A 14,103-nucleotide genomic window follows, 5' to 3' on the forward strand; every position below is an offset into this window, starting at 1 on the left:
CAAAATAATATAGGTACTAACGGCATGTCCGAAGACGCACAGGCACCACAAGAATACGGCGCTGATTCCATCAAAGTTCTCAAAGGCTTAGAGGCGGTTCGCAAACGTCCCGGTATGTATATCGGTGACACCGACGACGGCTCGGGCCTGCACCACATGGTCTATGAGGTTGTGGACAACGGAATTGACGAGGCTCTGGCCGGTCACGCCGACCATGTGACTGTGAAAATTCACGCCGATTCCAGCGTTTCGGTCAGCGATAACGGCCGCGGAATTCCGGTCGATATCCACCCGGAAGAGGGGGTCTCGGCGGCCGAAGTCATCATGACCCAGTTGCACGCGGGCGGTAAGTTCGACAGCAACTCGTACAAGGTGTCGGGCGGTCTGCACGGCGTGGGCGTTTCGGTGGTGAACGCGCTGTCGGATTGGCTGGAGTTGCGCATCTGGCGTGCGGGCAAGGAACATGTCGCGCGCTTTGAGGGCGGCGAGACGGCGGAACATCTGAAGGTCGTCGGCGAATGCGGTGATAGGACTGGGACCGAGGTGCGGTTCCTAGCCTCGACCGATACGTTCTCGAACCTCGAATACTCGTTCGAGACGCTGGAGAAGCGCCTGCGCGAGCTGGCCTTCCTGAACTCGGGCGTGCGGATTATCCTGATCGATGAACGCCCAGCGGAGCGTCTGGAAACAGAGCTGTTCTATGAAGGCGGCGTCAAAGAGTTCGTCAAATACCTCGACCGCTCGAAGACCCCGGCGATGCCGGAGCCGATCTATATCAAGGGCGAGCGCGACGATATCGGCGTTGAAATCGCGATGTGGTGGAATGACAGCTACCACGAGACGGTTCTGCCCTTCACCAACAATATCCCGCAGCGCGATGGTGGTACCCATGTGGCGGGTTTCCGCGGCGCCCTGACTCGGACGATCAACAATTATGCACAGTCCAGCGGGATCGCGAAGAAGGAAAAGGTCAACTTCACCGGCGACGACGCGCGCGAAGGCCTGACCTGCGTGTTGTCGGTGAAAGTACCCGACCCGAAATTCTCGTCCCAGACCAAGGACAAGCTGGTTTCGTCCGAGGTTCGCCCGGCGGTCGAAGGGTTGATGAACGAAAAACTGGCCGAGTGGTTCGAGGAAAACCCGAACGAGGCCAAGGGGATCGTCGGCAAGATCATCGAGGCCGCTTTGGCCCGAGAAGCCGCCCGAAAGGCCCGTGAACTGACCCGCCGCAAGACGGCAATGGATGTGAACTATCTCGCCGGTAAACTGAAAGATTGTTCCGAGAAGGACCCGTCCAAGACCGAAGTTTTCCTGGTCGAGGGTGACTCGGCGGGTGGGTCTGCGCAAACCGGCCGAGACCGGCTGACTCAGGCGGTTCTTCCCCTGCGCGGTAAAATCCTGAACGTGGAACGCGCGCGGTTTGACCGGATGCTGTCGAGCCAGGAGATCGGCAACCTCGTCATGGCGCTGGGCACCGGCATTGGCCGCGATGAGTTCAACATCGAAAAGCTGCGCTACCACAAGATCGTCATCATGACCGATGCGGACGTGGACGGCGCACACATCCGAACGCTGCTGCTGACCTTCTTCTACCGGCAGATGCCGGAGCTGATCGAAGGAGGATACCTCTATATCGCGCAGCCACCGCTATACAAAGTTTCGCGCGGTAAATCAGAGGTTTATCTGAAAGACCAGGCAGCATTGGATGACTACCTGATCAACCAAGGCGTCGAGGGCGCGGTGCTGAAACTCGGCTCGGGCGAAGAGATCATCGGTCAGGACCTGACCCGGGTCGTCGACGAGGCACGCCAGCTGAAACGCGTGCTGGACGCGTTCCCGACCCACTACCCGCGTCACATTCTGGAACAAGCCGCCGTCGCAGGCGCCTTTGTGCCGGGTGCGGTTGATGCCGACCTGCAAGGCGTGGCCGACAAGGTCGCCGCCCGTCTCGACCTGATCGCGCTGGAATATGAGCGCGGCTGGCAGGGCCGGATCACGCAGGACCACGGTATCCGTCTGGCCCGCATCCTGCGCGGCGTGGAAGAGGTGCGCACGCTGGACGGCCCGATGCTGCGCTCGGGTGAGGCCCGTAAAACCGGCAGCTTCACCCAAAGCCTGCAAGAGGTCTACAACACCCCGGCCACGCTGGTTCGCCGCGATCGCATGCAGGCGATCCATGGCCCGCTTGACCTGCTGCGCGCCATTCTGGAAGAGGGCGAAAAAGGTCTGTCCTTGCAACGTTATAAGGGTCTGGGCGAGATGAACCCGGATCAGCTGTGGGAAACCACGCTGGACCCGGATGCCCGCACGCTGTTGCAGGTGCGCGTGGATGATATGGTCGAGGCTGACGACCTGTTCACCAAGCTGATGGGCGACGTGGTGGAACCGCGCCGCGAGTTCATCCAGCAAAACGCACTGAGCGTCGAGAACCTGGATTTCTAGTCCTGTTGTCTGGTCTAAGATAATTGGCGGCAATCGCGACCTGAGGTGTCACCCCAGCGCGGTTGCCGATACTACAGTTTCGTCGTCGGTTTATTTCCAACTGCTTGTCGGACCGGTACATCAGGTGCTTTGCGTTTTCGCGGCTACACGCTGGTCATATGCCGCGCGGGAATTATCGATGTCTTCTCTCTTTTCGGCTGCCCATTCCCAGAGAGTGTGAAGCGGCAATATCAGTGATCTGCCCGTAGGGGTCAAATCATACTCGATGCGGTGCCGATATTTCATCAAAGGCTGTTCTTCTTCTTTCGCAGGCATTTTCCTCTCCTTTCTTCATGCGAGCAAAAAAGTGCGTAAGGAAATCAACAGGAACAAAATCAAAATGGTGTATTGGAGTTCAACCGGCCTGATTGCTCTTATGTACTTTGGAGGAGCTGCCCTCGATGCGACTCAGAGGGATATGGTCAACGCGGCATAAACCGCACTCGGGGCTCCGCTGTACCTTGTTTCCGTTCTGATGTTCGCAAAGGTTCTTGGCGCAATCGCAATTTTGGTGCGTCGCCCGGTTTAGCTGCCCGACCTTGCCGATGCGGCCATGTTCTTCCTTCTGCTGCTGGCGGTTTCGGCGCATGTCAACGTCAGTGACGGTGGATTTATCCCAGCGCTGGTTGGTGTCGTGCTATTGGCCGTATCGTTCTTTACACAAAACAGGGCACGCGAAACCCCCTCGCCCTATGCATGTTCCGCAAGCGTCTGACCCGACACCTCAACCAGCCGCACAACACGACAAACGGCAATGACCTCACACCGTGTTAACTGGTGGGCGCCGTCATACCACTGTTCGGGTGGCGGACGTTTGCGCGCGCACTTGCGGCTTTGCTAGATATGGGCACTAAGTCGTGTTCTGTATTGAGTATCATTTACCGACTGCAGCCTGAAGCAGAGATTCAAGCCATTAATTTTCTTCGATTTATTTGCCCAAAGAAGCTGCCATTCGCAATGGCTGGTCAAACGTCAGCTTTGTAGTGTGCCAGGAACATCGCGACGCAATCGTCCAACACGTCTTTGGATGTCGGGCTCTCGCCGAGGAAAAACTCCGGCCAGAAAAAGAAGCCTTTGACGAGCATCAGAAGCTGATTGGTCGCGAAACCCGGATCGGCTTTCCGGATCACGCCTGCATCCATGGCTTCGCTGATCAGCCTCGTTATTGGATAATTGTGCGTTTCGCTTTCTTTGAAGAACTGCCGGGAACGGTCAAGGTCACGGATCAGTTCTGAGATGACCATCCTGTTCAATCCTATGGCAGTCTCTTCCGTGATCACTTCGACATAGCGCCATAAAGCATCCTTCAATTGCTCGACGAAGTCGCGATCCGGGTCATAGGGTACCGGGTCCATGCTCCAGTTCCGCTCGATCATGATCTCAGAAATTGCTTCGAACAGGGCCTCCTTGCTCTCGAAGTGATTGTAGAGCGTGCGACTCGATACGTTCGCTTTTTTGGCAATGGAGGTTGTCGTTGCCCCGAGAAAGCCCTGCTCACGGAACTCATCGATAGCTGCATCGATGATGTCTTTTCGTTTTTTTTCAGTGCGTTTCACGATTTCAACCTTAAAAGTAAATAGCCTTATTTACAAGTTGTGTGTGATGCCATAAGTAAACACCATCATGTACTTTTGCAAGGCAAGGTGCCGACCAACCCGAGAAAGCGGAGCATGACCATGATCAAACTTTCACGACGCAATGTCCTCCAAACCGCCTCCATCGCTTCCTTGTTGTCTCTCGCGGGCTGGGGAGCAAATGCAAAACAAACCTCACAACCCTCTAACGAAGGACTTTCTGATATGGCCCTTACTGCTGGCAAAAATAAAGTAGCGTTCAAATCCTTTGGTGTGGATTTGGTTGGCGATCTTTACCTTCCCGAAGGTTTCGATGAGACCAAAAAGTACAAGGCAATCGTGGGCGCCAGCCCGTTCCCACAGGTCAAGGACCAAATTCCGGCAACCTACGGCCCGGAAATGGCCGCGCGTGGCTTCATCTATCTGGGTTTTGATTATCTGGGCATGGGTGAATCCCCGGCGCTTCCGGGTGAGTTCAAGCAGGCGCGCTACATGTTCCGTCTGATCGAAAACACCTGGGACGCGGTGTCTTACCTGGGCACTCTGCCCTTCGTTGAAGAAATCCACGGCCTGGGCGTCTGCCAGGGCGGCTCGATCATCGCATCGGCCGCCGTGACAGACCACCGCATCAAGAAAATCGCGATGGTGTCGGGCATGATGGCGACAGATGCGTTCCAGTGGACCGACCGCGATATGGTCAACCAGATGATCGCCGGTGCCAACACATCGATGCAGAAGCAATATGAGACCGGTGAGCCGGACTATGTCGCCCCGTTCGGTCTGAACGACGAAATGTCCCGCGAAGAGTTCACTGCAGCGGCCGCCTATCCGGCCATGGCTGGCGAGACCTATGACTACTACGGTCGTGACGGTGTCAAAGGTCCGGTTGCGGTTGCGACCTACACCAATATGCACATCGGCGATCAGGCCATGCAGTCACTGTTCTCGATCTGCGAAGCCTATGCCGACAAGATCGCGCAGCCGTCACTGACCATCTACGGCACCTCTGCTTCGACGGCGATCTGCTCAACCGCATTCGTTGAGAAGCTGACCAATGACCACCAAGAACTGGCCTTCGACGAATTCAGCCACGTGGACTTCTACTACAAACCCGAGGCGGTCAAGGCTTCCACCGACGCTGTGGCAGAGTTCTTCAACGCGTAAACAGGCTAGGCAGAGGTCATGGTATGAGTTCTGCCTTCCATTCGCGCCTGGTTTGCCCTTGCAGCAGCCTATGACATAAGCCCGTCGAGTTTGACGGGCTTTTCGAACAGCGCAACGTTATGAGCGCAGCTACATCCTTTGTCCGCTGTGCCCAAGGGAACCGCCAGCCAAGCGGACAAAACAGCGTTAGAGAGCTCAAATCGAGGGCTTTTGGGCGCCATTTTTGACTATTCGGCAAAGGGAAGGCTGGTATATGCCCCTACCTCATTATTTCCCGAGCGTTCGTTGAACGCATCGATCATATCGTTCGTGGCTTGTGCGGCGCCGCGGTCGATACTCTCAAGATCAAACTCAGAGAAAGGGAACTCCGCGGCAGAGTCCGGGGGCTGCTTGGCCATCTGAACCGGCGCCGGGAACGATTCCTCATTCGGTACGCCCTGACGCGTACGAATTGCATCTTTCGTTACGTTCCACGTCATGAAATCAGCTGCCAGATCCAAGGGGCCGTCGTAGGTTTCCCGGATTGCCGAATAGACGGCCAACGCGATGTCATGGTCGTTTTGGAAGTGATAGCAAACCGCCAGCCGCGGCGCAGTATCAGACATAATCTTGCCGAAGGCTTGCGCAGCGGTGTGCCCTTGTGAGCCCACAAAAATCGCTTCCGATGGTGCAAATCCGTATTTCTCGATCATGAACTCAGGCGGGGTGAAGCACTCATGGATGGCCAGATCCGCACCGACTGCATGCTCTCTCCACCATCGCGTCGGAAGCGTATCGGACGAAAACGCAAATTTGAGGCCATTCCATTCCAGCAGAAAACTCACAGCCTGCTCACCGTGAATGGCTGGTAGCGTTCGGACCTGAACACCGTTTTCGTCATAGATGACGTTGTTTACAGCTTTCCAGTCGAACTCGTTCACTTCAAGCTGCAAGCCGCGCGGGTCGACCGCCGCGCCTCGGGTCGCTTCTTCCCAAGCCCACATCTTCATCATGTGGTCTGCCCAGGACTTTGTTCCCCATTCGGGCTTGATCCCCGCAGGGCCCCAAAGACGTACAGGTGTCAGGCGGTTGTTCACAGGGCCGGTGAAATAGAACGCCGGAAAATCGCCTGCGTGATCAAGGTGCAAATGGCCTAAAAAGACCTTATCCAACTGATCCAAGGGAATCCCAAGCGCCATAATCCGTTCATACGACCCTTCACCCATATCGAAGATGAACTTTTCACCATTGCCCAACTCGACCAGGAAACACGCAGCAGCCTGTTTCAGGCGCGGCTGCGGCATGCCCGTTCCACAAGCGACGACCCTCATTTCGTCAGGGCCAAGGGTTTCTGTTCCAGGGTAATATACGGTCTGGTTGGGATAAGGCTCGGTTCTAGACCATTCAGTAGGACCTTGGTTTTCCGCAACCAAACTCGTGGCAGACGAAGCGAATATCCCCGCTCCAAGTGCCATTGCGCGTACAAAAAACTTAGAAAACAACATTGAAAATCTCCCCCACTAGGACTCTGACAGAACGTACAACTGTGCGGATTCGACTCATCAAAGCATCGCAATTTTGGAATGCACATGGCAAGTCTTGCTCTGACAGGCCAAGTGGACAGCCTTATGCAGGTTGCTGTTGGGATTCGGTCCCGTCATCAGGATGGGGTTGATCCGCAGCGGGCGGTTAAGATGGTCATGACGACCACGGCGACCCTCGCCACGTGTGAGTGTAAGGCCTTGGGATTACACGCTTCGGCAAGATAATTCCGCCGACGCTAGCGATATCAGAACATTCTTCTGGTCTGGGTGGTGGTAAATTCGCCACAAACACCATATGAACAGCGTCACGAGTTCATCAGGCAGAAAAACAGTCCCGTGTTCGACCTACCCGCGCAGCGCGCGCATCTCTCCGAAAAGTATGACCTAGCCCCGTCGCCCGAGCTTGCCGAAAGCATGAGCGATATCTACGACCGCATGTCGCGCGTGGTCTCGCCCGTGGATTGGGCGATCTATGCGCCCTATGTGAAGGCGATCAACGACCTGAAAACCGAGCGCAACGCGGTCATTCTGGGTCATAACTATATGACGCCCGAGATTTACCACGGCATTTCCGATTTTGGCGGCGACAGCCTGCAACTGGCGATCAAGGCAACCGAGGTCGAGGTGGATGTAATCGTGCAATGCGGTGTGCATTTCATGGCCGAAACCTCCAAAATCCTCAGCCCGCAGAAAACAGTGCTGATGCCGGATATGGAGGCTGGATGCTCGCTGGCGGAATCGATCACCGCCGAGGGGATCGAGGAAATGCGCCGCCGCTATCCCGGCGCACCAGTGGTGTCCTATGTGAACACCACGGCCGAGGTCAAAGCGGCCTCGGACATCTGCTGTACATCGTCCAACGCGGCACAGATCGTTGCCGCGCAGGACAGCGACACGGTCATCATGACCCCGGACCAGTATCTGGCGCAGAACGTGGCCCGTGACGTTCCACAGAAGAACGTGGTCTGGTGGGAAGGCTCGTGCATCGTCCATGAACAGTACAGCGCCAATGACCTGCGCGACTTCCGCGAATGGAATCCGGGCACGCGCCTGATCGCGCATCCCGAATGTCCGCCGGACGTTGTGGCCGAGGCCGACTTCTCGGGTTCGACCAGCGGCATCATCAAATATGTCACCGATGAGAAGCCGGAAAAGGCGCTGCTGATCACGGAATGCTCGATGGCGTCCAACATCGCCGACGAATTGCCCGAGGTCGAGTTTGTCGGCCCCTGTAACATGTGCCCGTACATGAAGAAGATCACGCTGGAAAAGGTGCTGTTCGCGCTGGACACCATGACCGGGCAGGTCGAGGTTGACGCGGACGTGGCCGACAAGGCGCGCCTGTCGGTGCAGCGCATGATCGATTTGTCACGTAAACTGGGTATTTGATCGGCGACATGCAGATCGTTGAGACGCCGCGTGTGGTCATCATCGGGGCCGGGCTGGCGGCGGTTTATACCGCGCTGAAGCTGGCCCCTTGTCCGGTCGTGATGATCTCGCCCGAGCCTTTGGGGTCAGGCGCAAGCTCGGCCTGGGCGCAGGGTGGCGTCGCAGCGGCGATGGCGCGGACGGACAGCCCCGAAGCCCATGCAGAGGATACCATGCGCGCTGGCGCCGGGTCGGTTCTGCGTGAGGTGGCCGAGTTCGTAACCCAGGCCGCACCCGAGCATATCTATGACCTGTCCGACCTTGGTACCGGGTTCGACCGCACCGCCGATGGCGGGTTTGTGCAGTCGCGAGAGGCCGCGCATTCCGCGGCGCGGGTGGTGCGGGTCAAGGGCGATCAGGCCGGGTCCGAGATCATGCGTGCGCTGATCGAGGAACTGAGCCAGACCCCTCAGATTCAGGTGATCGAAGGCGTGCAGGCCGTCGGATTGGAAAGTGACGGCGCCCAGGTCACCGGCGTTTACCTGACCAATGCAGATATGGCCGCAGCGCCAACCGTTCTGTTGCGCGGTGCGGCGCATGTACTGGCCACCGGCGGATCATCTGGCCTCTATGCCCAGACCACCAATCCGGCGCGTATCCGGGGGCAGGGGATCGGCATGGCTGCCCGTGCCGGTGCCCGGATTGCCGACGCGGAATTCGTGCAGTTTCATCCCACCGCAATCGATGTGGGTGAAGACCCGACGCCATTGGCAACTGAGGCGCTGCGCGGTGAAGGCGCTATTCTGATCGACCGTGATGGCCACCGCTTCATGTCCGACATCCACCCCGATGCCGAACTGGCCCCGCGCGACACGGTTGCACGCGCCGTCTACCAGCAGGCGCAGGCGGGCAAACGCCCTGCTTTGGACACGTGCAAAGCCATCGGGGCCGAGATCGCGACGCAATTCCCCGCCGTGACCGAGGCCTGTCTGCGTAATGGTGTTGACCCCGCGCACGACCCGATCCCGGTGACCGCCTCGGCGCATTATCACATGGGCGGCGTTGAAACCGATCTGGCAGGGCGCTGTTCTCTGACGGGACTTTGGGTCTGTGGCGAGGCGGCCTCGACCGGGTTGCATGGCGCGAACCGCTTGGCCTCGAACGGATTGCTCGAGGCGCTGGTTTTTGCCCGCTCTTGCGCGCGGGACATTGCAGATGAGATGACCACGCAGGCGGCGCCCGAAGTGAATGTCCACCTGACCTCCGGCGACGAAGCCGCGTTGGATCAGGATGTAGCCGCCCTGCGCCGCACCATGACGGAACATGTGGGCGTGGTGCGCGACGAAACGGGCCTGCGCCACGCCTTGACGCAGATCGCTGCGCTTGAGGCCAAGCACGCCGAGTCCGAAGTGTTCCTCAACATGACCGCCACGGCCACGCTGATCACCGCCGCCGCTTTGCTGCGCGAGGAAAGCCGCGGCGCGCATTACCGATCCGACTTCCCCGACCTTATTCCCGGCCCCGGCCAACGCTCGGCCCTGACACTGACCGAGGCACTGGCCCTGCGGGACCGCATTGCAAAGGATGCAGCATGAACTACCCGGCTTTGCCCGACATGATCCTGGAACCCATGGTGCGCGCGGCGCTGATGGAGGATCTGGGCACCAATGGCGATATCACCACCCTGACCGTGATCCCGGCGGATGCCACCTATAACGCGCGGCTGAACGCACGCGAGGATGCGGTGGTGTCGGGGATGCAGATTGCCGCGCTGGCATTCCGTCTGGTCGATCCGTCGCTGCAGATCACGACCCATATTGCCGACGGTCAGCGCTGCGCTACGGGTGATACGCTGATGGAAATCAAAGGCAGCGCGGCCTCAATCCTGTCGGGCGAGAGGGTGGCGCTGAACTATGCCGGGCGCATGACCGGTGTGGCGACCGCAACGGCGGCGCTGGTGGCCGAGACCAAAGGCACCGAGGCTCGGATCACTTGCACCCGCAAGACCACGCCCGGCCTGCGCATTGTCGAAAAACAGGCGGTGCTGCATGGCGGTGGTTTCAATCACCGATTCTCTTTGTCCGACGCGATCCTGATCAAGGATAATCACATCGCCGCCGCCGGGGGCGTGCGGGCGGTGCTCGAGGCCACTAAGGCTCGCGCTTCGCACATGATGAAAGTCGAGATCGAAGTGGACACGCTGGACCAACTGGCCGAAGTGCTTGAGGTCGGCGGCGCGGACGTGGTGCTGCTGGACAACATGCCGCCCGAGACCCTGAAACAGGCGGTCGCGCTGGTAGATGGCCGGATCGTCACTGAAGCCTCGGGCAATATCAGCCGTGACACGGTGGCGGCCGTGGCGGCGACCGGGGTGGATTACATCTCGTCCGGGGCGCTGACTCATTCCTACCGCACCATCGATATCGGGCTGGACTTCTAAGCCGCACAGCCTGAACAAAAGTGGCGCGCATCTTCAAAACGTGACACACCCTAGGCCTGAAAGATGTTCTGGTCAGGGTGCAGGCATGAAAGACGTCCCCGAAGTGGTCGAGGGTTATCCAGGGCGGTCGCTTGCCGTGGCCTTTGCAATCGGCATCGCGCTGGTGATCATCCTGTCGGTGTTTCTGTATATGTCGCGCGAAACCGGCAATCGCATTGGCGAGATGCGGCAGGCCTGGCACAGCTATTCGGTCGAGACCACGCCGCGCGGCTATTGGATTTCCGACATCCGTGCGGATTTCGGCTATGGCGGTCTGATTCACAACTTCAAGAACTACGTGCTGCGGCAGGACCCGGATTATGGCCCGATCCTGCGCCAGCAGTCGGCCCGCTTGCTGGGGACGATTCAGGCCTATCGCAACTCGGACCCATCGCAGGTGGAACTGGACGCCTTGCGGCAGATCGAAGATGTTGCCCTGGAATACACCGGCAACATCCCCTTGATCGAAGAGGGTATCGCCGCAGGCCAGACCGCCGAACAGATCGATACCCGAGTGCGCGTCGATGACAGCGGCGCGCTGGCGGCTTTGGCGACGCTGGAAACCCTGTGGGTCGAAGAGCGGGATCGCAGCCTCTCGGGCATGGTGCGGGCGTTTTCCGATGGCGAGCGGCTGGTGCGTAACTTCTCGGTTCTGCTGGTCGGGCTGATCGTTCTTGTCGGGGTGGTCGCCATTCTGACCACATTGCTGATCGCCAACATCCTGCGCACCAACCGGCGCCTGCAGGCCGAACTGACCTTGCGCGAGCAGGTTGAACTGGCCGAACGCAAATTGGCCCGTGCGGTTGAACAAAGCCCGACCTCGATCCTGATCACCGATACCGATCTGAATATCGAATACGCCAACCGCAAATTCTTTGACCTCAGCGGGTACACGGCGGATGAGGTCTATGGCCATACGCCCAAAATGCTGCAGTCGGGCTATTCCGGGCAGGGGGTCTACAAGGACCTGATGGTGCGGCTGAAACAAGGCCAAAGCTGGTACGGCGTGTTTCGGAACCTGCGCAAGGATGGCGCGCATTATTGGGTCTCGACGGCCATTTTCCCGCTGGTGGATCAAAACGGTTCTGTCACGCATTACATCGGTATCGGCGAGGATATCACCGAGACCCGTCGCACCCGGGAACAATTCGCTCAGGTGCAGAAGATGGAGGCCGTCAACATCCTTGCGGGCTCGGTCGCGCATGATTTCAACAACGTGCTGATGAGCGTGATCGGCAACGCCGATCTGATCGAATTGGATGCCGACGGGAACGAGGACGTCCAGACCTCGGTCAGTCATATCCGGATTGCGGCGCGGCGGGCGCAAGCGCTGGTGCGCAAGATGCTGACCTTTGCCCGCCAGCGCCCCCGCAACCCGCAGCGCGGTGACTTGGTGAAAGCTACGCAAGAGGCGCTGGAGCTGATCAAGGTCTCGGCCCCGCCCAGCATTGAGACCCGCTTTGACGTTGAGATCGACGCTGCCTTTTCTGACTTCGACACCACCCTGTTTTTCCAGACCCTGCTGAACCTGTGTCACAACGCGTTTGAGGCGATGGGTGACCAGCCCGGTGAGGTGGTGCTGCGGATCAGCCGGGCGGATGACGACGCGCTCGATGATTTGCCGGACGAGGCGATCGGCGTGATCCGTCTGGATGTCGCCGACACCGGGCCGGGCATGAGCGACGAGGTACAGCAAAAGGTGTTCGAGCCGTTTTTCTCGACCAAACCGGTGGGCAAAGGGACCGGTCTGGGGCTGACCATCGTGCATAATAGTGTCGAGGAATCCCACGGCCGAGTTGAGCTGCATTCGGAACCCGGTAAGGGCACCCGGTTCAGTCTGTTTTATCCGATGATGCCCGCGCTCAGCCCCGAACAGCAGGCCGAGCTTCGCGCGGTGGCCGGGGATGAACACGTTCTGCTGGTCGATGACGATGAAAACGTCCTGTATGTTACGCGCCGGTTGCTGACCCGCTATGGCTATCGGGTCGAAGCCTATTCCGATCCGCAACGGGCGCTGGAGGCGTTTCGCGCAGCACCCGAGAGCTATGATGTCCTTTTGACGGACCTGATGATGCCGGGGCTGACCGGTACCGATCTGATCGCCGCAGCGCGGTCTCTGCGGCCCGATATTCCGACCATTTTGGTCAGCAGTTACTTTGACGATGCAGAAACGCCGGATGATGGCGACTCGACCGTACGCGTTCAGAAACCTGTTGATGTCCAAAGTCTTGCACGCATTATCCGCACATCTTTGCATCAGGTTTCGAAACAAAAATTAACAACTCTTCACAGACCTTAACCTGGATCAAATCACCACGAAACATCTGCCCTCTAAGGTTTGCTCAGCCGGTCCTCGGCCAACCCGTGTGATCGGAATAGCGATAAAGGGGCTTTCAGATGATGACCAAAGCCAGAACGTGGTTCTCGGCGCTGTCGACAGTTTCATTGCTGACGATCTGCGCTGCGTTACCGGTACACCAGGCCCAGGCCGATGAGCCGGGCCCGGTAGAAGCCATAGAGTTCGACCCAGCCAAGGCGGCCCTTGGCAAACGTTTGTTTTTTGATCCAAGACTTTCCGGCGATACCGAGCTGTCCTGCGCCAGCTGCCACCAGCCGGAATTGGGTTTCACCGACGGGCAGGCCCTGTCGGATGCCTATGCGGGCAACCTGCATTTCCGCAACGTGCCGACGCTGATCAACAGCGCCAAGCGCGCGGCGTGGTTCCATGATGGGCGGATCGGCACCAACCTGAATGACGTGACCCGCGAAAGTATCACCGAGACATATTCCATGAACATGGACATGCGTCTGATGCAGGAACGCATCAAGCAGGACCCGGTCTATGTCGAGATGTTTGAAGCTGCCGGATTTGGCGAGCCCTCGAACGGCGGCGTCCGCAACGCAATCCCGGAATATCTGAAAACGCTGATCTCGCGTGGCGCTCCGTTCGACACGGGTGAGATGTCGGAGGAAGCCAAGGCGGGCTATGAGCTGTTCAAGGCCAGCGGCTGTAACTCCTGCCACGCGGGCGAGCGGTTCACCGATGACCTGCCGCACAATATCGGTGTGGGCGACAACCCCGATATCTGGGCGACCCCCGAACGTCACATCACCTTTGTGGCGATGATGAAGTTCCTGGGCGTTGCGAACTACATGAACCTGCGCGCCGACCCCGGAGCGTACATCCGCACCCACACCGCCGACACGTTCGGCACCTTCATGACCCCCACACTGCGCGAACTGACCTATACCGCGCCGTATATGCACAACGGCTCGCTGGCAACGCTCGAGGACGTGGTGGCCTTCTACAACGCCGGTGGCGGTGACGATGAAAACAAGGATCCGCGCATCAAGCCGCTGAACCTGAACGAAACCGAGCAAGCGCAGCTGGTGGCCTTCCTCAAGGCGTTGTCCGGCGAGCCGCTGACCGGCCCCGACTTCGTCGCCGAGGGTATCGATACGGACTATGCGCCGATCGAAAACTGGCAAGACGCGACAAACTGAGGAGTGGACC

The 14,103-nt window shown here is 58.7% G+C and carries 11 protein-coding genes; 8 read left to right on the forward strand and 3 right to left on the reverse strand.

What is annotated here, in order from left to right; all coding sequences use genetic code 11:
- Nucleotides 1-24: 24 nt before the first annotated feature.
- Complete coding sequence (gene gyrB / locus GOX63_RS16870; RefSeq protein ID WP_170327769.1) at nucleotides 25-2,442, forward strand: DNA topoisomerase (ATP-hydrolyzing) subunit B; 2,418 nt, start codon at nucleotides 25-27, stop codon at nucleotides 2,440-2,442.
- Between the two features lie 120 nt (nucleotides 2,443-2,562).
- Here the strand turns inward: gyrB and GOX63_RS16875 are convergent, their stop codons facing one another.
- On the reverse strand, nucleotides 2,563-2,757 hold the full coding sequence (locus tag GOX63_RS16875; RefSeq protein WP_170327741.1) for a hypothetical protein: 195 nt from the start codon (nucleotides 2,755-2,757) through the stop codon (nucleotides 2,563-2,565).
- A 277-nt stretch (nucleotides 2,758-3,034) separates the two neighbouring features.
- Between GOX63_RS16875 and GOX63_RS23670 the strand changes: the two genes are divergently transcribed.
- Entirely contained in the window at nucleotides 3,035-3,196 is a 162-nt protein-coding gene (locus GOX63_RS23670) for a hypothetical protein (protein WP_217356208.1), read from the forward strand.
- Nucleotides 3,197-3,446: 250 nt separating this feature from the next.
- Here the strand turns inward: GOX63_RS23670 and GOX63_RS16885 are convergent, their stop codons facing one another.
- A complete protein-coding gene (locus GOX63_RS16885) occupies nucleotides 3,447-4,037 on the reverse strand; it encodes a TetR/AcrR family transcriptional regulator (protein ID WP_170327768.1) in 591 nt (196 codons plus the stop codon).
- A gap of 243 nt (nucleotides 4,038-4,280) precedes the next feature.
- Between GOX63_RS16885 and GOX63_RS16890 the strand changes: the two genes are divergently transcribed.
- Nucleotides 4,281-5,219 (forward strand): alpha/beta hydrolase, encoded by a 939-nt coding sequence (locus GOX63_RS16890; RefSeq protein WP_217356209.1) that lies wholly within the window; start codon nucleotides 4,281-4,283, stop codon nucleotides 5,217-5,219.
- Between the two features lie 227 nt (nucleotides 5,220-5,446).
- On the opposite strand, the gene gntH is transcribed toward GOX63_RS16890, so the two are convergent.
- Nucleotides 5,447-6,703 (reverse strand): guanitoxin biosynthesis MBL fold metallo-hydrolase GntH, encoded by a 1,257-nt coding sequence (gene gntH, locus GOX63_RS16895; protein WP_170327767.1) that lies wholly within the window; start codon nucleotides 6,701-6,703, stop codon nucleotides 5,447-5,449.
- A 375-nt stretch (nucleotides 6,704-7,078) separates the two neighbouring features.
- Here gntH and nadA point away from each other — a divergent pair, with 375 nt between their 5' ends.
- From nadA to GOX63_RS16920, 5 genes are all read left to right on the forward strand, one after another.
- Nucleotides 7,079-8,131 (forward strand): quinolinate synthase NadA, encoded by a 1,053-nt coding sequence (gene nadA, locus GOX63_RS16900; RefSeq protein WP_170327766.1) that lies wholly within the window; start codon nucleotides 7,079-7,081, stop codon nucleotides 8,129-8,131.
- Between the two features lie 8 nt (nucleotides 8,132-8,139).
- Entirely contained in the window at nucleotides 8,140-9,705 is a 1,566-nt protein-coding gene (locus GOX63_RS16905; protein WP_170327765.1) for an L-aspartate oxidase, read from the forward strand.
- On the forward strand, nucleotides 9,702-10,550 hold the full coding sequence (nadC, locus tag GOX63_RS16910; protein ID WP_170546503.1) for a carboxylating nicotinate-nucleotide diphosphorylase: 849 nt from the start codon (nucleotides 9,702-9,704) through the stop codon (nucleotides 10,548-10,550). The genes GOX63_RS16905 and nadC overlap by 4 nt, the downstream gene beginning before the upstream one ends.
- 85 nt (nucleotides 10,551-10,635) lie before the next feature.
- The gene (locus GOX63_RS16915; protein WP_170327763.1) at nucleotides 10,636-12,888 is read left to right on the forward strand and encodes a hybrid sensor histidine kinase/response regulator; all 2,253 of its coding nucleotides are present in this window, start codon (nucleotides 10,636-10,638) and stop codon (nucleotides 12,886-12,888) included.
- A gap of 98 nt (nucleotides 12,889-12,986) precedes the next feature.
- Nucleotides 12,987-14,093, forward strand: coding sequence for a cytochrome-c peroxidase (locus tag GOX63_RS16920; RefSeq protein ID WP_254435989.1), 1,107 nt, complete (start codon nucleotides 12,987-12,989; stop codon nucleotides 14,091-14,093).
- Nucleotides 14,094-14,103 lie beyond the last annotated feature (10 nt).

This window comes from Ruegeria arenilitoris, from assembly GCF_013031355.1.
Lineage (GTDB): Bacteria > Pseudomonadota > Alphaproteobacteria > Rhodobacterales > Rhodobacteraceae > Ruegeria > Ruegeria arenilitoris_C.